The sequence below is a fragment of the Providencia xihuensis genome (genome assembly GCF_041953405.1).
Taxonomy (GTDB): domain Bacteria; phylum Pseudomonadota; class Gammaproteobacteria; order Enterobacterales; family Enterobacteriaceae; genus Providencia; species Providencia vermicola.
The window spans coordinates 3,956,763-3,983,562 of record NZ_CP169565.1; the positions used below are offsets into that span (position 1 = coordinate 3,956,763).

A 26,800-nucleotide genomic window follows, 5' to 3' on the forward strand; every position below is an offset into this window, starting at 1 on the left:
CATTATTCTCCGTTATCTGTCCGTCGAAGATTCAACTTTACATGTTGTGCCTGCACAGCCGAACGTTAATTTTGGCCTTCCGCCATAGTCATTGATATACGTTAGAACTGGTTTTGCACCCATTGAACTTGCACTGCCTTTTAGCATTCCATTACTTTTTGGCGAAATCATCACTGGTTCAAATTGTTTAACCGTATCACCACCCACTTTTGAACTGGCATCCACAATGGTGACAAAATAAGCCGTTGGATTACTGACTTCATAAGCATCACCTTTGCGCGTTAACGTAATTTTTTCCTGCCATGGGTTTTCGAGGTCAGTACGTGTGGCATATAGCGCTTTTGGTCGATAAAACAACTTAATGCGTGTCTGCAGTGCAATTTGCAATACGTTAGCTTCTTTACTACGTGGTGGAATTTCACGTAAGTTAAAGTAGTAAACACTTTCTCTATCTTGTGGCAATGCGGATACATCAGGGAGCGATTGAATCTTAACTTGGCTACTTTCACCTGCTTCTACGCGTTGAACTGGCGGTAAAACCGTTAATGGACTTTCAATTTTGTTACCATTCTCATCTTCAATCCAACCTTGCGCAAGATAAGGTAATTCAGTGTTTTCGTTTTTAATATTTAAGCTGATAGTCTTATCAGCGCCATTATAAATGACACGGGTTCTATCCAGTGCAATGGCAGCTAACGCTTGGCCACACAGCACAGTCGATAACGTAATTGTTGTCGTAAAAAACGCAATTTTTTTAATATTCATAAGTACCAACTCTTTTTAAACTCTAATAACCCGGTTTACTCGGTATAATCGATAATTTGAGCGAGATCCGGTGGCTTCAATAACCAACGCTGACTCGGTGCGACTCCCTGCTGAATTGGCGCTGGCTTATAAGCTGGCGCTGGTTTCCCCACGGGTACCGCTTTTGCTGGTATATAACCAGGCTTGGCATTCGGGCTGTTAGTACAGGGTAATAACAGGGAATTAAACTCTGCCGTGCTAATATTTTCAGGAATCTGAATCTTGCATTGCACGCTACCATCCCAATAAACATCCAACACTTCATTTGGATTCACACCTGAGATATACACAGAACCATTATCCGTAACGATACCTAACTCTCTGTTTTTCTCATTTCGTACTGTTGCACCAAATGGTGGATAGCTACCATCTGCAAGCGCAAGCCTAACCATCGTTTTTATCCCTGATAACACTTCAAACTCACGGTAAGCGACGGCACCTTCTGTCAGTGTAATTGGCTGAGATGTTCGAACTGCTTCCACATTGTCAGGCAAGTTAGTCACATCAATTCGCGTACTGGTACGGTAATAGTCACTGATATCTGCAACGACAGCTTTACCGAACATATTAGTTTCTGTATTTGGCCCAAAACCTTGAATAGGCACGTTCCCCACACCTTCTGTACTGACCATGACTCGGCTTCCGCCTGGTGTATTGATACGGTGTAATGCAGCACCGTGGCCTGTTACAGTTGCACCACCCTGTAATGAGAATGCGGCTGAAGATGTATCACCATTGATATAGCTCGTACTCGCTGTCATCGTTGCCAAATCAGCATAACGCGTGTAGAAGCCATCGATAGTTCCACGACCTCGACTACTCAACCCAGTTCCAACACGATAATTTGTCTTATCATCAATGGCGTCAAAATAGCTGACAGTGTGTGAGTTACCGTCTTTTGTGATCATGTTGTTGTAGCTTATGGACGCTCTATCCGCCCAAGGCACAGACAGGTTCATGTATAACCCATCATCATTGTTTTTATTATCAAATTTGTTACGAAATGCCGTGAGACTTAAGTTAATATTTTTAAAACGACCAAGATCAAAATATTTAGCAACGGAAAGGTTGTAACGTTTTGCTGCTGGTTTATTCCAATACGTTTCATGGTTATAGTTCAGATATGCCGTCAGATCTGCAGTTGTAAAGTATTTATTAAACGTAATGGTGTATAACTCTTTACTGTTATCAAACTCCACGCCTCTGTAGCGACGATCTAAGTATTGATTCATACTCATAAAGTCACGCTCAGAGAATCGGTAACCTGCGAACGTCACTTGGCTATCATAATCTTCGAAACGTTTTGAATAACTTAAACGATACGATGCACCTGTATAAATTTTGTTATCCGTTTTTAGTTTTGCGCGTGATTCAGTCACATCGAATGAGATAGCACCGAAGGCTAGCAAATCTCGACCAACACCGAGTGATAATGCGTTATAGTCACCTGCTGCAAGCCCACCACCGAATAATGACCAACCGTTAGAGATACCCCAACTGAATTCGCCCATGACGAACCCTTGCCCTTCGGTTTTATGATCCATATTATTTGGGCGACCACCCGCAACTTTGAAAAGCACTGAACCAGGTCGAGTCAAATACGGTATTGATGCAGTATTCATCTGGAATTCTTGTACTGAGCCGTCTTGTTCTTCAACCCGTACATCTAACTTACCATTAACAGCATCACTTAAATCTTGGATACGAAAAGGCCCTGGTGCGACTTGGGTTTCGTAAATCACTCGCCCTTGCTGAGTTACAATGACTTTTGCATTTGTTCTTGCAACACCTGTAACTTCAGGTGCGTAACCACGTAAGTTTGGCGGCAGCATTCTCTCATCAGAGATCAAACTTGCCCCCATATAACGGAATGAATCAAACAGCCCTGAACGCAAAAACTGTTCACCCATTGTCAGCTTTGCATTTAGCTCTTTTACAGCTCGGTAAGCGTAATATTGGCTCCAATCCCAACGACGGTCTGTGGATTGCCCATTAGTGCGATTATAACTTGCTTGCCAATCTGCTCTAAAGCGCCATGCACCTAAGTTAAAGCCAGTTGTTCCATTCCCTGTTAATGATTGGGTATTGGCTGAATCTGCAGGTCTTGTGATGTTAGCATTCAAGTTATAGTCAAAAAGTAAGGCAGGTACACCTTCGTCCCAGCGGGATGGCGGATCCCAATTATCAGAAGTAAACTCAATATAAGCCTGTGGTACAGTCAACGTGACAGTTTCTTTAGCCAACGAGCCAGCTATTGTCATTCCTGGAATACTTTCAGGAATTAAACATTGCCCTTTGCTATCAAACTGAACCTTTTTTTTCCATTCGTCTCGTAAAGCAATGCTATCGACAATATTTGCCGTCAAGCATGGCGTAGTGATACTAGGATCATTGGGATCAGCGATATATTCAATATCAAAGCTATCAGCGAGGTCTCGGTTATTTAAATTAACCTTAAATGGATATTTCCCTGGCATCACATAGCCAGCACGAGAGAACTCATTTAAAGAAATATTGCTTTTATCCTGAAGATCTAAAACATCGGTATTAAACTCAATACTATCATTATTCGCATTAGCTAAATTTATATGAGCAATTGCAATGAACACCATAGCCGCTACAGGTGTTAAAAAATAACTTACTGAGTTATTAGATACTTTATTTTTACTTTTTAATAACAGAGCCATAATAGTCCCTTAGTAATAACTCAGTAATAATCCATCTTAAAACGGATAGTGGTCTGATAGTTTCCTGGCTTTAAACGTTTATTATTAGGCACAACACGCACGTTATAGTGAAGTGTTGTTTCACCTGCTTTGATAGGCAAATCAGGCATCGCCTTACCAGGGATTGCAACATTTCCATCAGCATCAGAAATTTTTACTGACAATCCATTTGCGTGACCGAAAACATCAAAATTGCGACCATCTGTCGGACCATCAAATGTAATATTGAAAGTTTGCCAATTAGGAGTTCCAGGCGTTACCGGTGTTAGAACACAATTAATAAGACGTATCGAGAAATTACGAACTGGACTTTCTCTGTCATGAATTATTTGACTAACAGGCACAGTAGTTATGCTTACTGATTGATCTCGGCTATCTGCATCAATTGCACAGGGGGTTTCGATAATTGAACCACCCATTGTGACGGTTCCTTCGAATGGACCTTGTGCCCGAGAAATTTGATTTTGTGCACTAACTATTGGGGCAAACATTATTCCTGAAAGCACCATGACAATTGTGCCAAAGTGATTCATAACGACTCCATTTCAACTTAATGAGCAATTTCAATTCATTAAAATTAGTGCCCATACATCCTTGTACGGGCGGTACCAATTACTGGTAGCTCAGAGCAAATGTTGCGATTGCATCAAATTCACCCGGAACAGCAGGTTTGTTTGTCGCGTCTGCATCACCTTGTAAGAATGCAGTGAAGCGCAGTGTGTTAGCACCAGTAAACAGAGTTTGAGATGGAGATTTAGCGCCTAAATCAATTTTGTCGCCATTAACGTCAGTGATAACGATACCCGCATTTTTAGCTGTACCAGCGATAGCTAAACCACCATTAACAGAAGTACTTGGCGTACCTGTGAATGTAGTTTGTACAGTTTTCAGAGTAGTGATATCACACTGTTCTAACTCAATATTGAAAGGACGAGCAACACTTTTACCGCCGCCGTTTAATGCTGAAGTTGCGATAGCACCCATCTTAACTTCAAATGCTTCAGAACCTGGTGGGATTGAGCAAGGAGCATCAATGATTGAACCTTTAAAAGTTACAGTACCAGAACCTTGGTTTGCAGAAGCAGAACCAGCAACAACAGCCAGACCTAAACCTAATACTAAAGCAAGTTTATTTAATTTCATTTTATACATTTCCATTAGATAAAAAAGACGACACAAATTAAAATAACGAGTTATTATTAATCTGATTATTTTAATTTTTTCTTAAAATATGTTTGGTTAGTAAACATTAAAAATTGACATGCTAACTATCCCTAATTTATTAGGCTCCGCTAATAAACCAGATAATTAAACAATGTATCAATGCGAAGCCATTATTATATCTCATTTTAATTATGTCAAATTATAGAGTTAATAAACAACCCAGAGAGGTAAGTTTGTGAAATATATAAAATAATTCAAAAATTACAGCCATTAAATACTCTAATATAGGATAATTAAGTAACCACACTTCAATTTAAATAGACTTTTTTTAATAAAAAACCACAAAATAACTCCATTCTTCAATAATAAAGTTTTTTATACTCATAAAACGGGTGCTTATTAGTGAAAAAAAATGACTAAAAATAAAATATAACTAAAAATCAGAAATAAATAACAAAAAAAACATTTAACCATGTTTTTATTTTAATAAGAAACATCTTAATTTTAAATATTAAATAATTTCATAATGTTTCCAATATTACCTTCTGTTACACATTTAATGTGTTAGTTTAAATGAAAATAAAAAATAAAACATTAAATTACAAATAGTTACCCTAAAATAGCCATATAACAAAAAACGAGTAGAAATATGTGTGATTAACAATTACTAATGATTAATCACACTCACATATATATAGTAAAAATAAAACAACACAACAGAAAATCCTTAAATAAAAAATAGTAAAAAAATATCAAGTCGTATTAAAACACTAAGAAAAGCATTACAAAAATATTCAAAGTGTGTTTTTTTGTAACTTTCAATATTAATTATGGAATAAAACAACCATAAAATCCATTTATAAAAGACAAAATCAAAGTCAACAACATTAATGAATGAAGGTATTAAGACACCTTACATAAGCCAATAAACTCATCTACTCTCGATGCCCCCCAAAATGCTAGGAATTATAATGATTAAATAGTACTGAATAGTTTCATCATTTAAATATTATTCATAATTATTAATTTATACCTTACACTAGCGATGATTACGTAATAATGAAGATGCTACCATCTATTATTATCCTCATTTTATCTAATATTAACTTAACATCATCTTTTTAAGATCTCCTTAAATACCCTTTGATTTATGTCAAGGGAATCCTTTATCTGCACTAGAAAAATCGAATATACCTGACACCTATCGTTTAATTTATAGTGATAAAACATCAATTCCTGCCACTGTCTTGTCAGTAAAAACTGAAATACCTCTGATATCGTAAAATCACTTTATGAGGTAAGACTCTAAAGCTGGCAATTCAAACGTTGTACGCTAATATCCAATAACACAGCAGCCAGTTGGCATTACAAAAATAAATAAATAAAAAACCAGCTACTTAACAAAGAAGCTGGTTTTAATTAACAAACAAGAATGCGGTTTAGAAAAATGTTGGCATATCTTCTAGCACGTTATATTCATCATCCGTCAGATAAATAACTTTCCACTTATCAAACGTAATGCACGGGTGCGATGTACCAAAAACGAGGATGTCCCCTACTTGAAAATAACAACTTTCATCAAAAGATAAAATGGCATGTTGGTCCATTAAGCCAAACGTTTTTGCACTTCCTCGTTGGAAGGAAAGCCGCTGACCATCTCGATATTGTGCTAAAGGTTGAGGTAACCCAGCATCAAATGCGACATCTCTTTTACCAAAATTAACAATTGCCCGCCCTTTTTCAGGAACCGACTGTACTAATGCCACAATTTCCATTGCGGGCATCAAGTCCCCTTCTAACTGACAAGCGATACTATCCCGCGCTTTTAGGGCTTGTTGAGCCTCATCATAAATACCATGGTCATGTGTAATATAACAACCAGGGCGAATGACAAAGCGAAAAGCCTTTGAAAAGGTAAACTCTGCCACCTTCTTACTCACAAGGTCATACCAAACTGAACCTGCTCCTGTGAGTAATACCTCTCCCTGATATCTATCAAACACCCCCAATCTATCGAGTTTTTGGCTCGTCGCTAAGACTCGCTGTAAGAATTGCTGCACCTCATTAATGTCTTTTTCTGCATCATCGCTATGAATAACACCCTCATAAAATTCAATTCCAGCAATGACTAGAGAGGGTAATGCTTTTAATTCTTCGGCTAACAACAGTGCTTCATCCTCTGTACGACAACCACAACGCCCTCCATTAACACCCAGTTCAATCAAAACATTCAATGTTTGGTTTTCGCGTGAAAAAACCTCGGCAAGTTGTTTCGCATTTTGAATACTATCAACACAACAATACAAGTTGGCTTGATTGAGTTTAACCAGTTCGCCAAGTAACCGAATATTCGTTTTACCAACAACCTGATTAGCAATCACAATGTGCTTAATACCCGATTCAATTGCCACCTTTGCCTGATAAACAGTTCCAACACTCAACCCCCACGCACCTTGTGCGATTTGGCGTTTGAAAATTGCGGGAGTCATCGTCGTTTTACCATGAGGTGATAACGACACATTTACGGTGTTCGCATAATGTTGCATCCATGCAATATTATTTTCTAATTCACGCTGTTTCACGACCACCGCAGGTAAACACACGTCCTCGTGAAGAATGTTTATCTGCACACTCTCTGAGTTAGGCAACCTCGCCGACTTATGCTTTATCTCTTCGAGAAAATTATATTTCGTCATTTGCATCTCTCAATTTGAACATTTATTTACTTTTCGCCGTATTTTCTCTTTCGTGGGTAATGTTTTCTAAAACTTCCTCACGGCTGAGTTTATTTTTTGGTGTCACTAAAGTGACAACCACAGCACAAACCAAGCTGATCAATAATGCAGGGATCACGGGGTTACCTAATTTTGCAGACCACTCTGGCGTTAAAATAATCGTTAACGATGTTGAGCTTCCCGCCACCAGCGCGGCTATACAACCTTGCCAGTTAAAGCGATGCCAAAATTTACCTAATAACACGGTGACACAAAGCCCTGACATAATCATTGAAATCATTTTAGTGATATAACCAATGATGTCATTTGAGGTCAATGCGAATACCAGTGCAAGCAAGATAACGCCAAGTAAGAAGATCCGAGATAAGTTAATGGCTTTCTCTGGTGGTGGCATTTTCCCTGTTACCATCGTATAGATATCACGTAGGATTATCGAAACCCCTGCGATGGCGTCAGAGCTACCTGATGACATGTTAGCTGACATACCTGCGATCAATACCACCATTGCCAGTACATGCGGTAATGCATTGGTTGCATATAAGAAAGCAAAACTGCTGTTTTCTAAATTAGGCTCCATTACATGGGTTGCCATGCCGATAATTGCAGGTAAGAACGAGAACCCCATATATAAGACGCCAGTAATAATGAATGATTGGCGAATGGCTTTTGTTGACGCTGCTGAATAAATACGCTGACGATAGGAAGGTGTCGCTAGAACACCAATACCAATCACAATTGCAAGTGAAATAGCAGGTAGCATACCAAGTTTACCAATCCCAAATAACGTGAACGCCTTCGGATCCGTATTTTGTACAACGACATCCCATCCGCCGACGTAGCTCACTGAGGCGACGGCAAGAATAATAAACCCGAGGAATAAGACGATGGATTGTAATGTATCGATCCATGAAACAGCTTTATAACCACCGATACCCACATAGAATACAAACCCGACAGCAATGATGATCTTCGCTACTGTGATATCAATGTCTGCAGCCCATGCCAAGTATAAGCCGCCCCCAAGGATGTGCGCACCTAACCAACCAATTGATGCTAAGAAAATTAATATCGCAACCAGGTTTTTGACTAAGCGGCTGCCACCTGTGTAGTAACAAATTTCCTCACTCATTGTCATAAAGCGATAGTTTCTTACTGGCGCAAATAACCAAGCGGTGAGTAAGATCCCCGTTGCGCCGCCGATGCCATATAACATACCAGCCCAACCATTCGAATAACCGAAACTCACCGCACCAATACTTGACCCTGTTCCCACCATCGTTCCGACAGTAGACCCTAAGGTGAGTAACATCGGTAATTTTCTGCCGCCAAGAATGAAATCTTCACCTGTCTTTTGATGCCTTGTTACATACCAGCCAATGAACATCATGACGAACGCATACAGCAAAAACCACATTAAGAAATTATTATGTTCCATAATAGCCCCTCATCGTCTCAGCGATTAAGATTTGAACTTGCTGTTAAAGCAGGTGATGTCCACTTCAACCATGCAATCAACCACAAGATCCGCAACAAAACAGACTCTTGCTGGTGGATGCTCAGCAAAGAATTGCTGAAACACTTTATTAAAGGACTGAAAGTATCGAGCATCACTCAAAACCACTTTCATATGCACAATATCTTGGCGCTCAAATCCCGCGTCCTTCATGATGTTTAAACAGTTTTCGATAGCCAGTTTTGATTGTGCAATAATGCCGCCATCAATCACTTCACCATCAACCATCGGTGTTTGGCCTGACACATATAACCAGCCGTCCGCTAGCACAGCTTTCGAAAAAGGTAATGATTGCCCACCAGTCCCTTTTGAACCTTCAACGCCAAATCGTTTAATCATTATTATTTCTCTCTTTTATTTATTTCTTTCTAAGAATTTACCTGCTCTATCCCCAGTCATTTCTTTTGCGGTATAGGTCAGAACACCATTAACAAAAACATATTCAATGCCATCTGCTTTCTGCTTTGGATCTTGGAACGTCGAGGTTTCATTAATTTTTATTGGGTCAAATAAGACGATATCTGCAAAAAAGTTTTCTTTGATAAGCCCTCTATCCTTCAAAGAAAAACGCTGAGCCGACATGCCCGTCATCTTGTAAATTGCGGTGGTCATTGGGAACAGTTTCTCATCACGGCTGTAGTGACTAATTACGCGTGGAAAGGTGCCCCATAAACGTGGGTGCGGATTAGGGTCGCGGGGTAAGCCATCTGAACCAACCATGCTGCTTGGGTGCTGCAATACACGGCGAACATCGTCTTCATGCATTTGAAAATAAATAGCGCCCGCAGGGACAATTTTTTCCGCCACTTGGTAAATATCGATATTCCACATTATGGCGATATCTTTTAGTGTCTTACCTGCAACATCAGGGAATGGCGTTGACCAAGTCACTAGGATGTCATAATCCTCAGTGACTTGCGTGATATCTAAGTTTGAAGAGCCCGCTCTATAGGGGTAGCAATCACAGTTAATATCTTGCATTGCTTGATATTTTTCGATTAACGCAAGCGTCTCTTTAGTACGTCCCCAGTTTTTTGCCCCAGCACACTTATGGTGAGAAATTTGCACAGGTACTTTTGCATGGCGGCCAATATGAAAAGCTTCATGCATTGCATCGATGATTCCATCATATTCAGTACGCATATGCGTGGTGTAAATGCCCTGATGCTCTGCTAATAATTCGGCCAGCTCACAGATTTCTTCCGTGGATGAGTTAATGGCATTACCGTAAGACAGCCCTGTGCTTAGCCCTAAAGCACCTTCATTTAATGCAGATTCTAAAACCCGCTTCATCTGTGCAATATTGCTCTGGGTTGCAGGTTTTAATAAATCCGAAACACAGTTATTTCTTAATGTGGTATGGCCAATCAATGTCGCTACATTAACGGTCGGCGTAATTTCATTAATTTTCTGCTTATAGCTAGCCAAATCTGCGAAATTAAATTCATTTAATTCCCCCAGCAAATTAATTGGGTCAGGAACTTCATCTTTTAATGTGGCGCATGCAGCACTGATCCCACAGTTACCAACAATAATGGTGGTAACACCCTGTGATGTTTTTTCAATATATTCTGGTTTATCTATGACAATTAAATCATCATGCGTATGAACATCAATAAACCCAGGCGATAAAATTAACCCTGAACAATCAATTATTTTTTCAGACTCTTCGTTAATATTTTCAGCAATTTTAATAATACGGCCATTTTTAATTGCCACATCGCTGATAAATTCATTTTTACCACTGCCATCAATAACAGTGGCACTTTTAAAAACATAATCGAATTTCATTTTAATATCTCTTTTAAATTAATAATTTTAATTTTTAAATGCGATATATGCAGATATAAATGCTTTCGCGTTTTCTCTGGTTTTCTCTGGTGATTGGCCTGCACGGTAAAGGTCGTTCCCAAGCCCTGCGCCATAACAGCCAATGCTTAGGTACTCATGTAAATTTTGTGGCGTTACGCCACCAACGGCATAAATAGCTATATCTTTAGGGATCACTGACATCAGTGACTTAACGTAGTTAACTCCTAGCGGCGCAGTTGGAAATATTTTTAAGTTACAAGCACCTGCATCAATCGCTGTAAATGCCTCAGTGGCTGTTGCACAGCCTGGGTATATTTCCATCTTGTTTGCTAAAGATGATTTGATCACCGAAACATTAATATTCGGTGTGACAATAATCTTTGCGTTCATTGCTGCTAATTTTTCAACATTCTGTTGATTGAGGACAGTTCCTGCCCCTATTTTTAATTTATTGCCATAGTGCTGAATAGCCAATGGAATACTCTTTTCCCATTCAGGGGAATTCAATGGAATTTCTATATATTGAAAACCTTCTTCCGCCAGTATTGAAATATGTTCTAAAACCTCTTCAGGTTTAATTCCACGCAATATTGCAATTAAAGGAATTTCATTTTCAAGATTCATATAATCACCTAATAACAAATTATTAAGAATGCTTATTTATATTCTGTAAGGTTTAATATTGAAATTGCACCTAACCCAGAATACGGCTGTTCCTTTTTATCTTTTAATACGCTGATTTCACCCGTGAAATAACTATCATTTTTAATTAATAATTGAAGCGCATTTGCTAAGATAGGTTTTCCACTAATCACAATTTTTATATCGTTAGTCACACATAAGGCCTGGCTGTTTTTTATCGCAAGTAAATCTGATGCTAAAATCGCGCCTAATAAAAAACTCGATTTTTGGTCAAGAGTAGCTTCCGTAAAAAGATCTAATAATCTGACTGAGAAACAGCTTCTGGCAATCCCTACTTGCTGACTTAACTCGGCACCCTTAAGTAAATATTCGCGATCAAGTTGCTGAACAAATTGATGCTCTAATGAGCTTGCGAGTATCGTTTGGTGCGTCAGCGTATCGAAGATTTCCCCTGCCATCGTGGTTGCCAGTGCAATCACATTTTTATTGTCATCAATGCGAACAAACTTTGAATGCGAACCTGGTAAGATAACCAGCGAAGCGCCTAAATCTGGCTGCTGTGATAAGATACCGAAGATCTCAACCTCTTCACCGCGCATCACATCCATGCTTTCAATAGAGTCAAACGTTAATTCCGTGGTTTTATTTTTAATTCCTGGTATAAAAATAATTGGCTTTTCGCTAATTTCATTTATCACGCGTGCACTGGCCTTTTGTGCGAGCTGTCTCATCGAAACTGGAGTCACTTCATGAGGCAAATGACATAACCCAATTTCTGAAGTAATCATACCCGATGCCACTAAGCGATAATTTTCCCTTTCTTCATCACTAAACTTTGCTAAAAGTTGTGCCAAAAGCGTTTTTATTGATTGAATTAAACGCACATTATTTCCATTTTTCGCACAATCCCGAATCCCAACTTCCGCGCTCAGCTCTCCCACAACCATATTGTTTCGCCATGCTCTCACGCGGGTATTTGTTGTCCCTGTATCAATGGTCACTATCAACATATTTATCCCTTTAAAATAACGGAACGTTGTTCCTTTTTTTATAAGATACATCAAAATATAGGAATGTCGTTCCGTTTTTATAAGAATGACGATCGTGATCACAATCAGTAACGTAAAGACAAGGCTTATCAATTAATTACAGATCTCCCGCCTTTACACACAAAAAGAGTCACAACAAGGAGAAAATGGAACGACGTTTAATTCACATGAAATTGTGCGTACAATGACCCCCAGCGCATGTAAGGAGCCAACAATGACGAAAGACAGCCAAGCAAACTCATCAAACATTGATAGAGTACTGACCATCCTTGAAGAGATAAGTAATCATTCCGATGGAATTTCATTGGCAGAATTAGTTAAAAACACAGGGATCGCCAAAACCACTGCGTTTCGGATATTAGAGACGTTAAAAGAACGCCAATATGTCAGTATCGATCACCTTACAGAGCGTTATAACCTTGATTTAAAAAGCCTTGAACTTGGCATTAAAGGTTTAATGAATGTCAATTTAGTTGAAGTTTCAATCCCTTATTTAAAAACACTATCGAGCTCAACATTCGAAACCTGTTTTTTGGGGGTCTATAACAGCGGGCATGTGGTGTACCTGTATAAAAGTGAAGGTACCCTCTCAATTCAAACAACTGCAAAATTAGGGGCAAGGCTACCCGCCTATTGCACAGGGATTGGGAAAGCGCTTTTAGCGTTCCAACCGTTGGAAGAAATTGATGAGGTTCTGGATAAACCTCTGGTGAAATTCACGGAAAAAACCGTTGTCGATAGAATGAAACTGTATGAATTGTTGGCAGATATTCGTTTGAAAGGCTTTTCTTTAGATGATGAAGAAAATGAAGAAGGGCTAACGTGTGTTGCAAGGCCAATATTTAACTACACTGGCAACATTGTTGGGGCTATCAGTGTTGCAGGCCCAACACACCGTATGTTACCCAAAATAGATAGGGTCAACGATGAACTTGCCCATGTTTGTTTGCTGATTTCTCGCCGCCTGGGCTATATCGAACCCGCTGTCAGCAAATAAACACAAAAAAACCCCATCTAACATGTTAGGTGGGGTGCCAAAATAGCCATATTTGTTGTTTACACAAGAATCAATTACACAAGAGCAATGTACTGGCTCACTTCCCTGTGAAACCCGAACTTAGTGGCGATTTCTCACCAACTGATACCGACGACTTAGGTATTCGATAGGTGCACTCCAGATGTGCACTAAACGGCAAAATGGGAAGAGTAAGAATATTGTCATCCCCAACACGATATGTAACTTGAACACGATGCCAACACCTTCAAGGTAATTCGACGCGCCCCAATGGAATGTCACAACTGATTGCGCCCATCCCACTAACTTCAACATTTCACTGCCATCCATGTGCTGCGCAGAGAATGGAATAGTGAGTAGCCCTAAACACACTTGCACCACCAGCAATACCATAATCATGATGTCACCAAAGGAAGATGTGGCGCGAATACGTGGGTTAGTCAGTCGGCGTTTCAGTAACATCGCTCCACCAATTAACATCATCACCCCCGCAGAGCCGCCCCCGATCATCGCCATCAACTGCTTGATATGCATTGGTAGGAAAGATTCATACATCCAATGTGGTGTTAACATCCCCAGAAAATGGCCGACAAAAATCCCAATAATCCCCAAATGGAATAAATTGGATGCCAGACGCATATTCTTTTTATCTAACATTTGACTCGAACCCGCACGCCATGTGTATTGACCGTAGTCATAACGCAGCCAGCTACCGACAATAAACACGGTGCCTGCAATATACGGATAGATGTCGAAGAAGAATTGATTGAGAAAATTCATTTTTGCACTCCTACATGGCTGCTCGTACCAAGGTCCAAGTATTGCGGCGTGACGGCATTGGCAAAACGGTGTTGATGGGCGGTGACTTCCCCACCGCAGGTTTTCTCATCCGCAAAAAACTTCACTTGTTCCTCTTCCCACACCGCATCAAGGGCTTGAGGCGTGTCATCCCGCGCTTCTGATGCCACTTTTTCGCTAAGTTGCTCAGTGGCAATTTCGCTATTGGATAACTCAAGTAATATCTCAAACAAGCTCGCAAAGCGGCTTTCACGCTGTTTTAATCGCTCCCCTAGTAACGCTAAGATTGGTGCGATATCGTGCAAGCCCCCCACAGTTTCTTGCGGTGGTAAAACAGTGAGATACTCCAAGTAAATAGGCAAATAGTCGGGTAGCTCTTTGCAATCAATTTGCAAGCCATGCTGCTGGTACTGCCCCATTAAATCGACCATTGCTTGACCGCGGTCGCGGGATTCCCCATGAACATGCTCGAATAACAGTAACGATGTTGCGCGCCCTCTATCAAACAGCTCACAATATTGCGCCTGCATATCTAACAAGTCGTCATTGAGATATTCGCGCACAAACATCATCAACTGAATAGCACGAGTAACAGGTAATTCATCTGCTTGCTCTAATGCTTCGATTAACTCATCGCGGTGCTGCCAAAGCGCCTCTGACGGGTATTCTAACAGCCGAGAAATCACTCTTAACGTCATCATAGTGTGTTCTCCTGCGCTGTTTTTGGCGTCACATCAATGGCATCAATACGTCTACTATTAAACAGATTGGTTTTGCTATCACTACCATGGCAACCATCACCAAAACTAAAGCCACAAGCTTTGGCTTCAGGGAACACTTCACGTGCTAATTCACGATGACTGGATGGGATCACAAAACGGTCTTCATAGTTAGCAATTGCCAAGTAACGGTACATTTCTTGGGCTTGCTCTTCCGTTAATCCCACTTGCTCCAACGCACTGGTATCACACTGGTTTTCTACGGTTTCAGCACGTTTATAATGGCGCATCGCTAACATACGTTTTAGTGCTAACAGCACAGGCTCTGTGTCCCCAGCCGTCAATAAATTGGCGAGGTACTGCACTGGAATGCGCAGGCTTTCCACATCAGGCAATACGCCATTGTTAGCCAATAAACCCGAATCAGCGACAGATTGAATGGGTGACAGAGGTGGCACATACCACACCATCGGTAATGTGCGATATTCAGGATGCAGCGGCAGCGCTAGTTTCCACTCCATCGCCATTTTATACACTGGCGATTTCTGAGCAGCGTCGATCACACTTAATGGGATCCCCTGTTTTTGCGCTTCTTCAATCACTTTAGGATCGTGTGGATCAAGGAAGACATCGAGCTGACTTTGATACAGATCCGTTTCTTTTTCTACACTCGCCGCCGATTCAATTTTATCGGCGTCATACAGCAACACACCTAAATAACGGATACGCCCAACACAGGTTTCCGAGCAAACCGTTGGCATGCCAGATTCAATGCGAGGGTAACAGAAAATACATTTTTCTGACTTGCCGCTTTTCCAGTTAAAGTAGATTTTTTTGTACGGGCAGCCTGTCAGGCACATACGCCAGCCACGGCATTTGTCTTGGTCAATCAAGACGATACCGTCTTCAGAGCGCTTGTAAATCGCACCGCTTGGGCACGTTGCAACACAAGCAGGGTTCAAACAATGTTCACACAGACGTGGCAAATACATCATGAAAGTATTTTCAAATTGCCCATACATCTCTTTTTGGATGTGCTCAAAGTTTTTGTCTGCGGCGCGTTTCGCAAATTCGCCACCGAGGTCATCTTCCCAGTTAGGCCCCATTTTCACGTTGCTCATCCGTTCGCCTGTGATCAATGACCGTGGACGCGCAGTTGGCACATGTTTGCCTTCTTTGGCATTTTTTAAATGGCCGTAGTCATAATTAAATGGCTCATAATAATCATCCAAAGCAGGTACATCAGGATTAGCAAAGATTTTAGACAGCACGCCCACTTTGTTCCCCATACGAGGAACCAGCTTGCCTTTGATGGTACGGATCCAACCGCCTTTCCATTTTTCCTGATCTTCCCAGTGATGGGGATAGCCGATACCTGGTTTGGTCTCGACATTATTAAACCATGCGTATTCAACACCTTCGCGACTGGTCCAGACATTTTTACAGGTCACTGAGCATGTATGGCAACCAATACATTTATCGAGGTTTAGCACCATGCCGACTTGAGAACGAATTTTCATTATGCTTTCTCCTTTTCGCTCAGGGTCTGCTGATAGGCATCGTTTTCCCCATCCAGCCAGTCGACCTGTTTCATTTTGCGAACAACCACAAATTCATCACGGTTAGAACCCACGGTTCCGTAATAATTGAAGCTATAAGCTAGATGGGCGTAACCGCCAATCATATGGGTAGGTTTCGGGCAAACACGCGTTACTGAGTTATGAATACCCCCGCGCTGCGCCGTAATTTCTGACCCCGGCAAATTGATCAACCGTTCTTGCGCGTGGTACATCATGATCATGCCATCAGGGATCCGTTGGCTGACGATCGCTTTTGCTGTCAGCGCCCCATTGCTGTTAAACGCTTCAACCCAATCATTATCTTCAATGCCTAACTCGCGAGCATCGTCCTCACTTAGCCAAACCACAGGGCCACCACGACCGAGCGTCAACATCAATAAGTTGTCGCTATAAGTGGAGTGAATACCCCATTTTTGGTGTGGCGTTAGGAAATTCAACGCTTTTTCAGGGTAACCGTTGGATTTTTTACCCATTAATGGCTGAGCCGCACGCGTATCAATTGGCGGGCGATATACCACGAGACTTTCACCAAAGGCACGCATCCATTCATGATCTTGATATAACTGCTGACGACCACTAAGTGTACGCCATGGGATCATCTCGTGAACGTTGGTATAACAAGCGTTGTAAGAGACATGTTCATCTTCTAAGCCTGACCACGTTGGGCTGGAAATGATCTTACGTGGCTGTGCCACAATATCGCGGAAGCGAATTTTCTCATCTTCTTTGTAGCGTGCTAAATGCGTATGGTCGCGCCCTGTCACCTTGCTTAACGCATCCCATGCTTTCACTGCCACTTGTCCATTGGTTTCGGGGGCTAAAGTTAAAATCACCTCGGCAGCATCAATGGCAGTGTCAATTTTAGGGCGGCCTGCATTAGCTCCTTCTGGCTGGGTTTTGTTCAGCTTTTTCAGGAAATCAACTTCATCTTGCGTATTCCAACTGATGCCTTTCCCACCGTTCCCTAATTTGTCCATTAATGGACCAAGGGAGGTAAAACGTGCGTAAGTATTGGGGTAGTCACGTTCAACACAAATAATGTGCGGCGCCGTTTTTCCAGGGATCAGCTCGCACTGGCCTTTTTTCCAATCTCTCACATCAAAAGGTTGCGCCATTTCAGCTTTACTGTCGTGCTGGATCGGCAGTGTGACGACATCCGTTTCTTTGCCTAGATGGCCGACACTGACATCTGAGAAAGCTTTGGCAATGCCTTTGTAGATTTCCCAATCGCTTTTCGATTCCCAAGCAGGGTCAACCGCGGCGGATAATGGGTGAATAAACGGATGCATATCCGAGGTATTCATATCGTCTTTTTCATACCAAGTGGCGGTCGGTAAAATAACGTCTGAGAACAGGCAGGTGCTCGACATTCTGAAATCGAGAGTCACCACTAAGTCCACTTTCCCTTGTGCTGCTGTATCTTGCCATTCTACTTCCTCAGGTTTGACGCCACCTTGTTGACCTAAATCTTTGCCTTGAATACCATTTTCAGTACCCAGCAAATATTTCAATAAATATTCATGGCCCTTCCCTGCGGAACCCAATAAGTTTGAGCGCCAAATAAACAGATTACGTGGGAAATTTTGTGGGTCATCTGGCTGTTCTGCTGCAAAACGAATATTGCCGTCCTTCAATTGCTTAACGGTGTAATCTACTGGGGAAAGCCCCACGTCTTGTGCCTGTTTAGCAATTTTGATTGGGTTAACGCTTAATTGTGGTGCAGATGGCAACCAGCCCATTCTTTCAGCACGCACATTCATGTCCACTAAACTGCCGCTAAATGCTTTTTTATCCGCTAAAGGTGAGAGTAACTCTTCCGTCCCTACCGTTTCATAACGCCATTGGCTTGAATGGTTATAGAAGAATGATGTGCTGTTCATATGGCGTGGTGGACGCTGCCAATCAAGACCAAAAGCCAGTGGCGTCCAGCCTGTTTGTGGGCGCAATTTTTCCTGGCCGACGTAATGTGACCAACCACCGCCGCTTTGCCCCACGCAGCCACAGAAAATCAGCATGTTGATAATTGCGCGGTAAGTCATATCCATGTGGTACCAGTGGTTGATACCAGCCCCAACAATTACCATCGCACGGCCGTGGGTTTTCTCTGCGGTGTCCGCAAATTCACGGGCGATGCGAATGATATTTTGGCGGCTCACCCCAGTGACTTTTTCAGCCCATGCAGGGGAATAGGCTTTCATATCATCGTAATCAACGGCACAGTTTTCATCACCGAAACCACGGTCAATGCCGTAGTTAGCAAGCATCAAATCATACACACTAGTAACCAGTGACTCACTGCCATCCGCAAGCTGAATACGTTTCGCGGGTAATTTGTGCAACAAAACATCTTTCAATTCAACACGTTGGAAATGTTCGCTTTCTAAACCACCAAAGTATGGGAAGCCAACCTCAACAAATTCATCGTGCGTATCTGCAAGGCTGAGTTGCATTTTGATCTGGTGTGCATCTTGCCCTGCGCGCGGTTCTAAGTTCCATTTTTGGCTGTCATCCCAACGGAACCCCATCGAGCCTTGAGGGGCGCACAGTGCCCCTGTTTCTTCATCAATCGCGATGGTTTTCCATTCGGCATTTTTCTCTTCGCCTAAAGAATCAACGAGATCCGAAGCACGCAGCATACGCCCAGCAACATACGCACCGTTTTCATGTTTATCGAGCATCACCAACATCGGCATATCGGTGTAAGTGCGAACATATTCACGGAAATATTCCGCTTCACGTTTGACGTGGAACTCATTGAGGATGACATGCCCCATTGCCATCGCCATGGCACTGTCAGTCCCTTGTTTTGGGTTCAGCCAATGGTCGCAGAATTTGGTGATTTCGGCGTAATCTGGCGTGACAGCAACAGTTTTCGTCCCTTTGTAGCGGACTTCTGCAAAGAAGTGAGCATCAGGCGTACGAGTTTGCGGGACGTTCGAGCCCCAAGCAATAATGTAAGATGAGTTATACCAGTCTGCGGATTCTGGTACATCCGTTTGCTCCCCCCACGTCATTGGGGATGCAGGCGGTAAGTCGCAGTACCAATCGTAGAAGCTCAGGCAAGCCCCACCAATGAGAGATAAATAACGGGCACCTGACGCATAAGACACCATCGACATCGCAGGGATTGGCGAAAAACCGACAATGCGGTCAGGACCAAATTCCTTAATCGTCGCCACGTTAGCAGCTGCAATTAACTCGTTCACTTCCTGCCAGCTGGAGCGAACAAAACCACCGCGACCACGAGCTTGTTTGTAACTCTGCGCTTTTTCTGGGTAGCTAATGATGGATAACCATGCTGCGACGGGGTCTTGGTGCTCTGCTTTTGCATCGCGCCATAATTTCAGTAAACGCTTACGCATCATCGGGTATTTCACGCGGTTTGCACTGTATAAATACCATGAATAGCTGGCACCACGCGGACAACCACGAGGCTCGTGATCAGGTAAATCTGGGCGGGTGCGTGGGTAGTCAGTTTGTTGTGTTTCCCACGTCACAAGGCCATTTTTGACGTAAATTTTCCAGCTACATGAACCAGTGCAGTTAACACCGTGGGTCGAACGTACGACTTTATCGTGCTGCCAGCGACTACGGTAACTATCCTCCCAATCACGGTTAACATTGAGCTCTTGCCCATGGTCGCCTGCGAAGGTATCACCCAGCTGCTTAAAATAACGAAATCTATCTAAAAATTTGCTCATTCGGATTGCCTCCAAAGAGACGGCGACCGCCGCCGTACATTGCTTAAAAAGGATTTTTTTAACTTGTTATTATTTGTGGGTACGTCCGTAAACTAACCACGTGATAAACACACAAGAGAGATAGAACACAAAGAACACTTTCATGGCATCAGCGGGTGAGCCTGTCAGGGTTAACGACGTCCCAAAGGCTTTTGGAATAAAAAAGCCACCAATTGCACCAATGGCAGAGATAAACCCAAGCGCTGCCGCACTTTCTGTTACTGCTTCTTTTTGTGCTTCTTGCTCTGAAGCACCTCTTAATAAAGCCTTGTCCATGGTTAATTTGCGAAAAACCACGGCAATCATTTGGAATGTGGAACCACTGCCTAAACCTGCCGTTAAAAACAGCACCATAAACACACCATAAAACGCACCGAAGGAGCCGCCTTGGCCATTTTCTGGCAAGGTAAAGAACAGTAGCCCTGAAAAAATAGCCATGGCGATAAAGTTCAGGAAAGTCACTTTGACGCCGCCAAAACGGTCAGACAGCATGCCGCCAAGTGGGCGGGCTAATGCACCAAGGAATGGGCCAAAAAAGGCAAATTTCAAGATGACGATATCGGGAAACTGGGTTTTCGACAGCATGGCAAAGCCCGCGGAAAAACCGATAAATGAACCAAATGTTGAGAGGTACAACAGGCTTAAAATCCACAGATGTCCACGTTTTAAAACAGGAAGTTGCTGTTTTAAGGAGGCTTTATTTGCTGCCAAATCGTTCATGCCAAACCATGCCATCACCGTAAAGAACAGCAAGAATGGCACCCAAACCCACGCAGCATTTTCCAGCCAAAGTACAGAACCGTCAGGCTGAACCGCTCCTGTTCCACCCGCAAAAGCAAACACCCCCACACCGACAATAAACGGGGCGACTAACTGCATCACGCTAACGCCTAGATTTCCTAGACCACCATTTAAGCCCAGCGCACCACCTTGGCGAGCTTTCGGAAAAAAGAAACTGATATTCGCCATGCTTGATGCAAAGTTTGCCCCAGCAAAACCACAAAGCAGGGAAATAATCACAAATACTTGGTATGGCGTTGTTGGGTCTTGAATCGCATACCCCAACCAAATACACGGAATAATCAGAAATACAGTGCTAATTGCCGTCCAACGACGACCACCAAAGATAGGAATAACAAAAGAATAGGGCACGCGTAATAAGGCGCCAGAAACGGAAGGCAGTGCGGTTAATAAAAATAATTGGTCAGTGGTAAAATTAAAACCCACTTTATTTAAATTAACAGCAACCGCACTAAATAGCATCCATACACAGAATGCAAGCAATAAACACGGAATTGAAATCCACAAATTACGTTTGGCAATTCGCTGACCTGTTTGCTGCCAAAATTGGTTTTCTTCAGGACGCCAATCCTGAATAACACCTTTTGGCTGCACAGCCGTATTATTAATCCTCTCTCGTTGAGACATAATTCACCCCGATAAATACGATTTTCTGAGCGCAGTGTGTGGCGAATAAGCCAGCATGAAGCTGATCTAAATCAAGGTAGATTTAAATCAAATTTGGCACGAAATTCAGACCGTCCACCAGAGGAGTATTAGGGGTATTTTTAGTTAACCAATTAAATATAAACGAATAATTTAATACATTAAAAACATTCATTGATGCAAATTTTAGCAAAAAGACTCGGCGAGATATTAGGGAGTAATACCGAAGTGGCATATTCAATTTTGTCTAATAGAGGAACAATAATAGCGTTATAAAAAATATTGAATAATGATGTCATGGAATTAAGGATTATGTATGCCAACTGCGAACCGCCGATTTTCAATCATTAACCAAGTTATTGGCTTAATGTTATTGATTGCTGTACTCGGTATTATTGGCATGACAATTTCCAACCAAATGATTATTAGCGTGCAAGGGAACGCTCACGCAATAAATAAATCGGGGTCGCTAAGAATGCAAAGTTATCACTTGCTTTCATTAACACCACTCAATACCTATTCGGATATTTATCTGAATGAACTTGAACATGATTTATTAAGCCCTGAATTAACCCAAGTGGTCGAAATAGAGGATTTAACTAATCTATTTAGCGAGCTTCACCAATATTGGCTAAACGACTTAAGACCTGCGCTAGCAAAAGCCAATTCCCCCAATGATGCACGTTTTGAGGTTATCACTTTTGTTAATAAAATCGATGAGTTAGTAAAAAGTATCGATGAAAAAACAGAACGTAAAATGACCTATGTCGCCATGACACAAATGGTGTTTATCGGCCTCGTTTCTCTATTATTACTCTTCACCATTTGCCATTTTAGGAAGAAAATTTATTACCCTTGGCTAAAACTGTTAAATATGGTGAACGCGATTAGTCATCGGGATTTTAGCCAACGTTATCCAACGTATAAAAAACATGATGAGCTTAGCGCTCTTGGACAAACATTAAACCAAATGTCTGATGAATTAGCGCAAAGTTACCGTCAATTAGAGTCTCGTGTCGAAGAAAAAACGGCAGACTTACAGAATAAAAACAAAGTATTGCTGTACCTGTATCAATCAAATCGTACCTTGCATTCCATCGACCCACTGGCGGTACGCCTAGAAAAAGTACTGATAGAACTACAAAACCTAATCCCCCTTAAAAATATTAGCTTGCGGCTATATGAAGAAAATAACGATACCTATTTTCATGACATCCACTGTGGTGAATTTCCAGCCCCTGAAACCGTGGAACATCCAACAATGTTATCGTGGGATATCTCCGATAATTTACACCGCTATGGGGTTATCCTAGCTGAGATCTCAATAGATAGGCCTTTATCCGATGAGCAAAATAATTTAGTGCTAATGTTGGTCAAACAAATCACTGGTATGTTAGCAATGGCGCACCAATTAGAGCAGCAACAACAATTGCTAATTATGGATGAACGCTCGGCAATCGCCAGAGAACTCCATGACTCTATTGCCCAATCGTTATCATGTTTAAAAATGCAAATTAGCTATCTGCAAATGCAGCCAGAATCTTTGCCCAATAAACAACAAGATTTACTCAATGAAATGCGCAATGAAATTAACTCTGCTTATAGCCAATTACGTGAATTATTAACCACTTTTAGGTTAAAGCTCACTGAACCAGGTTTATTGCCCTCTTTAGAAAGTACTATCAATGAATTTAGCCAACGTGTTGGCTTTGAAATAAATTTGAATTACCAACTGCCAGCAAAAAGCATTTCGCCACACCAAGCTATTCATATCATACAGATAATCCGAGAAGCCTTGAGCAATATTCTCAAGCACGCCAATGCAAATTGGTCGCAAGTTTCGTTATTCGAAAATGCAGACGTTATCACCGTCACCATTGAAGATAATGGTGACGGTATTCAACCCCAGCCCACGAAAAATAACCATTATGGACTGATTATCATGAGGGAAAGGGCTCTGAGCTTAAACGGAGAATACCAAATTGCACCTCGTGTTCAGGGGGGAACAACAGTCAGTGTCACATTCCCACTCGCTGTGGCTTAATTAAATTGGAGTTACTTGTTGATGGAAAACAAAAATATCACCACTGGCCAATCCACAATTTTACTCATTGATGATCATCCGATGCTGCGTAATGGGGTTAAGCAACTAATCAGCTTAGAGCCGACATTGCGAGTCATTGGGGAAGCTGATGACGGAGAAACAGGCATTAAAATCGCCGAAGAATATGATCCGGATTTAATCCTATTAGACTTAAATATGCCAGGAATGAACGGGTTTGAAGTCCTCTGCAATTTACGCAACCACGAACTTTCTGGCCGCATTATTTTATTCACCGTTTCTAACTATGGTGAAGATTTAATTAATGCGCTAAAACACGGTGCTGATGGCTATTTATTAAAAGATATGGAACCCGAAAAACTCATTGTTGCATTGAAAGAAGCCGCCAGCGGTAAAATGGTTGTCAGTCCAACATTAGCCTCTGTTTTAGCCGAATCATTAAGAGATAATCGCACATCTACTGAACATAATTTATCGGTACTCACCCCAAGAGAAACGCATATTTTAGATTTAATCTCACGGGGGCTATCCAATAAGCAGATTGCCAATAAATTAAATATTACGGAGAGTACCGTTAAAGTACATGTGAAGCATTTACTGAAAAAACTCAATTTAAAATCGCGTATTGAAGCCGCTATTTGGGTTTTACAGCAAAAGTAATAATTAGGTTAATGCATCTAACCATGGCTGCTGTTTTGGGTAACGCCGACGGTAGCCATGCATCGCCACCGATAATTGAATCAAATCAGTGAATTTTGTTGGGTCTAGCCCCGTTTGCTTTTTAATTTGTTGTAGCCGATAACTTAACGTGTTGCGGTGAATACCAAGCTGCAAAGCGGTATTACCAATTTCACCATTTTGCGATAAAAATAACTCTAACGTTTCCAACAAACTTTCCCCTGAATCATGCAATAAAATTTTGTTGCAAATATCCAAAAAGAAATTAAATAAATAACTGTTTTCTAACTCATTAAATAAACAAAATGAGGCCATTTCTTTAAATAAGAAAACCTGTTTTTCAGGGACTGTCTGACGTCCCACATCAATCACTGAGCGAGCAAAATGCACCGCATCACGCACATGTTCTTCGCTATCAGCTTGCACACCAACACCAATATAGTACTGACTCAGTTGACCATCCAAGATAAAATGTAGGTTAGGAATAAATGATTCATTTTGATAGTGTTTTGAGGGAAATAGCATCAATACTTCACGGCTATTGAGTAGCAATACATCACTTTTTTCCATCGCCGATAATTCTGTAATGATGGTATCTAAAATTTCAGGACGATATTGAATGGCTTCAATATTAATAATCACTGGGATCGTGGGTAGCGAAAACGAAAAACCTGAGTTATGCAGCTTTAATAATGCACTACGCCCCTGAATAGGTGTGGCACTTTCAATAAACTGAACAAATAACATATCCCGTAAGCGGTGCTGCCAATTGATGCTACGACGCTCAATTTCTTGCTGAATAAGTAACTCCGCGGTAAGAATCGCTAATTCCGCATAACGCTGAATAACCACGGGATCGCCACTCACGCCAATCACCAACTCCACTTTGTCAGCCACAATAATCGGATGATTGATTCCTGGGGCTACATTAGAATAAGCACGGGCTTCATTTTCATTGTAAATCGTGATCCGTTTGCCGCAGCGGATCACCTCCACTGCGGCTTCATGTGTTTCACCAATACGTTTTTTTTCACCTGAAGCGATAATCATCCCCTGACTGTTAATCACATTGACGTTGTGGTGGATGATCCCCATCGCACGCGTGACAATATCATTAGCTAATTTTTCAGTCAGTAGCATATTACCGCCTCATCTTATTGTTTTATTAAATTTTTTGGCTTGCTAATACTGTTCTTAGTAAGTTTTCAGCGGTATCCACTAGGTAACGCTCTCCATTAACCATCGCTTGCTCTAAAGAAACAGGTCCAGGGCAAAGTGACCACATCGCCGTAATCCCGTGTTGATACAAAATTCGGCTATCCTCACTGTATCCACCGCATAAGGCGATTGTCGGCACACCAAAGCGGCTTGCCATACGGGCGACACCGACGGGTGCTTTACCGTTGGCACTTTGGCTGTCCATCCGCCCCTCTCCAACAATCACTAAGTCTGCTTGTTGAATATAAGCCTCTGCACCCAATAACCCGAGAACAAGGTCAATCCCTTTTTCGAGCTTAGCATCGACAAACCAACGCAATCCTGCACCGAGTCCACCAGCCGCGCCACTTCCCGCTTCTGATGAGACATCTTTCCCTAAGGTGCTCGACATTAATTGTGCATAATGCGTCATACCTGCTTCCAGCTGGTCTAGTACAGTTTTATCAGCCCCTTTTTGTGGGCCATAAATATACGTTGCTCCATTTTTGCCGAGCAGCGGGTTTTCCACATCACAAGATACGTTAAATTCAACGGCCGCAGCACGAGGATCAAACTTATCCAAGTCAATTTTTGCGATATTAATAAGGTTCTCACCATTTATTGGCGAGCTAATCAGTTGATGGTTTTTATCGTAAAATTGTGCGCCAAGTGCTTGCGCAAAGCCCGCCCCGCCATCGTTTGTTGCACTTCCACCTATACCAAGAATAATGCGGTTGCACCCCAAGTCGAGGGCATATTTCACCATTTCCCCCAAACCGTATGTTGAGGCTTTTTCTGCATGGCGAAATTCAGGTTTGACAAGCTCTAGGCCACTGCATTGTGCCATTTCAATAAAAGCGGTTTTTCCGTCCAGCACCAACAGCCGTGCATCAACTTGGCTGCCATAAGGCCCTGTACACGTCAATATGTAAGGCGTTACACCAGATAAAACTGGACTATGCTCTAGTGACTCCAACAGGCCTTCTCCGCCATCAGATATTGGCAATAACGTCATATCCAAATCGGAGGATACACGCTTGAAACCCTCAGCAACTGCTTGGCATGCCTGCTGTGCTGAGCAACTTCCTTTAAAGGAATCAAGTGCGATAACAATTTTCAT

The 26,800-nt window shown here is 41.9% G+C and carries 20 protein-coding genes; 3 read left to right on the top strand and 17 right to left on the bottom strand.

What is annotated here, in order from left to right; translation table 11 throughout:
• Window positions 1-12 precede the first annotated feature (12 nt).
• The 10 genes from ACE2AL_RS17960 to ACE2AL_RS18005 all read right to left on the bottom strand — a co-directional run bounded on the left by ACE2AL_RS17960 (window position 13) and on the right by ACE2AL_RS18005 (window position 12,406).
• The gene (locus ACE2AL_RS17960) at window positions 13-765 is read right to left on the bottom strand and encodes a fimbria/pilus periplasmic chaperone (RefSeq protein WP_206083370.1); all 753 of its coding nucleotides are present in this window, start codon (window positions 763-765) and stop codon (window positions 13-15) included.
• 35 nt (window positions 766-800) lie between these two features.
• Window positions 801-3,491: an outer membrane usher protein gene (locus tag ACE2AL_RS17965; RefSeq protein ID WP_206083369.1), complete on the bottom strand. Its 2,691-nt coding sequence runs from the start codon at window positions 3,489-3,491 to the stop codon at window positions 801-803.
• A 20-nt stretch (window positions 3,492-3,511) separates the two neighbouring features.
• Complete coding sequence (locus tag ACE2AL_RS17970; protein WP_225818672.1) at window positions 3,512-4,063, bottom strand: fimbrial protein; 552 nt, start codon at window positions 4,061-4,063, stop codon at window positions 3,512-3,514.
• 79 nt (window positions 4,064-4,142) lie between these two features.
• Window positions 4,143-4,673 carry a fimbrial protein gene (locus ACE2AL_RS17975; protein ID WP_206083367.1) on the bottom strand — a complete coding sequence of 177 codons (531 nt, stop codon included), beginning with the start codon at window positions 4,671-4,673 and terminating at the stop codon, window positions 4,143-4,145.
• Between the two features lie 1,460 nt (window positions 4,674-6,133).
• Window positions 6,134-7,390 carry an amino acid deaminase gene (locus ACE2AL_RS17980; RefSeq protein ID WP_206083366.1) on the bottom strand — a complete coding sequence of 419 codons (1,257 nt, stop codon included), beginning with the start codon at window positions 7,388-7,390 and terminating at the stop codon, window positions 6,134-6,136.
• Window positions 7,391-7,412: 22 nt separating this feature from the next.
• Window positions 7,413-8,864, bottom strand: coding sequence for a sodium:solute symporter family protein (locus ACE2AL_RS17985; protein WP_206083365.1), 1,452 nt, complete (start codon window positions 8,862-8,864; stop codon window positions 7,413-7,415).
• A gap of 24 nt (window positions 8,865-8,888) precedes the next feature.
• Window positions 8,889-9,284 (bottom strand): RidA family protein, encoded by a 396-nt coding sequence (locus ACE2AL_RS17990; RefSeq protein ID WP_206083793.1) that lies wholly within the window; start codon window positions 9,282-9,284, stop codon window positions 8,889-8,891.
• Window positions 9,285-9,296: 12 nt separating this feature from the next.
• Complete coding sequence (locus ACE2AL_RS17995) at window positions 9,297-10,733, bottom strand: amidohydrolase family protein (RefSeq protein ID WP_272539356.1); 1,437 nt, start codon at window positions 10,731-10,733, stop codon at window positions 9,297-9,299.
• A 27-nt stretch (window positions 10,734-10,760) separates the two neighbouring features.
• Complete coding sequence (locus ACE2AL_RS18000; RefSeq protein ID WP_206083363.1) at window positions 10,761-11,378, bottom strand: 2-dehydro-3-deoxy-6-phosphogalactonate aldolase; 618 nt, start codon at window positions 11,376-11,378, stop codon at window positions 10,761-10,763.
• Between the two features lie 32 nt (window positions 11,379-11,410).
• Window positions 11,411-12,406, bottom strand: coding sequence for a 2-dehydro-3-deoxygalactonokinase (locus tag ACE2AL_RS18005; protein ID WP_206083362.1), 996 nt, complete (start codon window positions 12,404-12,406; stop codon window positions 11,411-11,413).
• 253 nt (window positions 12,407-12,659) lie between these two features.
• Between ACE2AL_RS18005 and ACE2AL_RS18010 the strand changes: the two genes are divergently transcribed.
• Window positions 12,660-13,442 carry an IclR family transcriptional regulator gene (locus tag ACE2AL_RS18010; protein ID WP_225820483.1) on the top strand — a complete coding sequence of 261 codons (783 nt, stop codon included), beginning with the start codon at window positions 12,660-12,662 and terminating at the stop codon, window positions 13,440-13,442.
• Between the two features lie 120 nt (window positions 13,443-13,562).
• On the opposite strand, the gene narI is transcribed toward ACE2AL_RS18010, so the two are convergent.
• From narI to ACE2AL_RS18035, 5 genes are all read right to left on the bottom strand, one after another.
• On the bottom strand, window positions 13,563-14,240 hold the full coding sequence (gene narI / locus ACE2AL_RS18015) for a respiratory nitrate reductase subunit gamma (protein WP_206083360.1): 678 nt from the start codon (window positions 14,238-14,240) through the stop codon (window positions 13,563-13,565).
• Window positions 14,237-14,959 (bottom strand): nitrate reductase molybdenum cofactor assembly chaperone, encoded by a 723-nt coding sequence (gene narJ / locus ACE2AL_RS18020; RefSeq protein WP_206083359.1) that lies wholly within the window; start codon window positions 14,957-14,959, stop codon window positions 14,237-14,239. Before narJ ends, narI begins: the two co-directional genes overlap by 4 nt.
• Window positions 14,956-16,497, bottom strand: coding sequence for a nitrate reductase subunit beta (narH, locus tag ACE2AL_RS18025; RefSeq protein WP_375083739.1), 1,542 nt, complete (start codon window positions 16,495-16,497; stop codon window positions 14,956-14,958). Before narH ends, narJ begins: the two co-directional genes overlap by 4 nt.
• The gene (locus ACE2AL_RS18030; RefSeq protein WP_375083740.1) at window positions 16,497-20,258 is read right to left on the bottom strand and encodes a nitrate reductase subunit alpha; all 3,762 of its coding nucleotides are present in this window, start codon (window positions 20,256-20,258) and stop codon (window positions 16,497-16,499) included. Before ACE2AL_RS18030 ends, narH begins: the two co-directional genes overlap by 1 nt.
• A 69-nt stretch (window positions 20,259-20,327) precedes the next feature.
• A complete protein-coding gene (locus ACE2AL_RS18035) occupies window positions 20,328-21,725 on the bottom strand; it encodes a NarK family nitrate/nitrite MFS transporter (RefSeq protein WP_375083741.1) in 1,398 nt (465 codons plus the stop codon).
• A gap of 334 nt (window positions 21,726-22,059) precedes the next feature.
• Here ACE2AL_RS18035 and narX point away from each other — a divergent pair, with 334 nt between their 5' ends.
• Together narX and narL are read left to right on the top strand one after the other, a co-directional pair.
• Entirely contained in the window at window positions 22,060-23,787 is a 1,728-nt protein-coding gene (gene narX / locus ACE2AL_RS18040) for a nitrate/nitrite two-component system sensor histidine kinase NarX (protein ID WP_272539359.1), read from the top strand.
• A 21-nt stretch (window positions 23,788-23,808) separates the two neighbouring features.
• Complete coding sequence (gene narL / locus ACE2AL_RS18045; protein WP_206083354.1) at window positions 23,809-24,465, top strand: two-component system response regulator NarL; 657 nt, start codon at window positions 23,809-23,811, stop codon at window positions 24,463-24,465.
• A 3-nt stretch (window positions 24,466-24,468) separates the two neighbouring features.
• Here the strand turns inward: narL and ACE2AL_RS18050 are convergent, their stop codons facing one another.
• On the bottom strand, window positions 24,469-25,623 hold the full coding sequence (locus tag ACE2AL_RS18050) for a sugar diacid recognition domain-containing protein (protein ID WP_206083353.1): 1,155 nt from the start codon (window positions 25,621-25,623) through the stop codon (window positions 24,469-24,471).
• A 25-nt stretch (window positions 25,624-25,648) separates the two neighbouring features.
• Window positions 25,649-26,800 (bottom strand): glycerate kinase, encoded by a 1,152-nt coding sequence (locus tag ACE2AL_RS18055; RefSeq protein ID WP_206083352.1) that lies wholly within the window; start codon window positions 26,798-26,800, stop codon window positions 25,649-25,651.

Excerpts from the sequence above, each read along its gene's own strand:
- ACE2AL_RS17970 (WP_225818672.1), bottom strand. The coding sequence starts at position 4,063 with ATGAATCACTTTGGCACAATTGTCATGGTGCTTTCAGGAATAATGTTT.
- ACE2AL_RS18030 (WP_375083740.1), bottom strand. The coding sequence starts at position 20,258 with ATGAGCAAATTTTTAGATAGATTTCGTTATTTTAAGCAGCTGGGTGAT.
- narX (WP_272539359.1), top strand. The coding sequence starts at position 22,060 with ATGCCAACTGCGAACCGCCGATTTTCAATCATTAACCAAGTTATTGGC.
- narL (WP_206083354.1), top strand. The coding sequence starts at position 23,809 with ATGGAAAACAAAAATATCACCACTGGCCAATCCACAATTTTACTCATT.
- ACE2AL_RS17960 (WP_206083370.1), bottom strand. The coding sequence starts at position 765 with ATGAATATTAAAAAAATTGCGTTTTTTACGACAACAATTACGTTATCG.
- ACE2AL_RS17965 (WP_206083369.1), bottom strand. The coding sequence starts at position 3,491 with ATGGCTCTGTTATTAAAAAGTAAAAATAAAGTATCTAATAACTCAGTA.
- narH (WP_375083739.1), bottom strand. The coding sequence starts at position 16,497 with ATGAAAATTCGTTCTCAAGTCGGCATGGTGCTAAACCTCGATAAATGT.
- ACE2AL_RS17975 (WP_206083367.1), bottom strand. The coding sequence starts at position 4,673 with ATGAAATTAAATAAACTTGCTTTAGTATTAGGTTTAGGTCTGGCTGTT.
- ACE2AL_RS18000 (WP_206083363.1), bottom strand. The coding sequence starts at position 11,378 with ATGAATCTTGAAAATGAAATTCCTTTAATTGCAATATTGCGTGGAATT.
- ACE2AL_RS18010 (WP_225820483.1), top strand. The coding sequence starts at position 12,660 with ATGACGAAAGACAGCCAAGCAAACTCATCAAACATTGATAGAGTACTG.
- ACE2AL_RS17985 (WP_206083365.1), bottom strand. The coding sequence starts at position 8,864 with ATGGAACATAATAATTTCTTAATGTGGTTTTTGCTGTATGCGTTCGTC.
- ACE2AL_RS17995 (WP_272539356.1), bottom strand. The coding sequence starts at position 10,733 with ATGAAATTCGATTATGTTTTTAAAAGTGCCACTGTTATTGATGGCAGT.
- ACE2AL_RS18005 (WP_206083362.1), bottom strand. The coding sequence starts at position 12,406 with ATGTTGATAGTGACCATTGATACAGGGACAACAAATACCCGCGTGAGA.
- ACE2AL_RS18035 (WP_375083741.1), bottom strand. The coding sequence starts at position 21,725 with ATGTCTCAACGAGAGAGGATTAATAATACGGCTGTGCAGCCAAAAGGT.
- narJ (WP_206083359.1), bottom strand. The coding sequence starts at position 14,959 with ATGATGACGTTAAGAGTGATTTCTCGGCTGTTAGAATACCCGTCAGAG.
- ACE2AL_RS17980 (WP_206083366.1), bottom strand. The coding sequence starts at position 7,390 with ATGACGAAATATAATTTTCTCGAAGAGATAAAGCATAAGTCGGCGAGG.
- ACE2AL_RS18050 (WP_206083353.1), bottom strand. The coding sequence starts at position 25,623 with ATGCTACTGACTGAAAAATTAGCTAATGATATTGTCACGCGTGCGATG.
- narI (WP_206083360.1), bottom strand. The coding sequence starts at position 14,240 with ATGAATTTTCTCAATCAATTCTTCTTCGACATCTATCCGTATATTGCA.
- ACE2AL_RS18055 (WP_206083352.1), bottom strand. The coding sequence starts at position 26,800 with ATGAAAATTGTTATCGCACTTGATTCCTTTAAAGGAAGTTGCTCAGCA.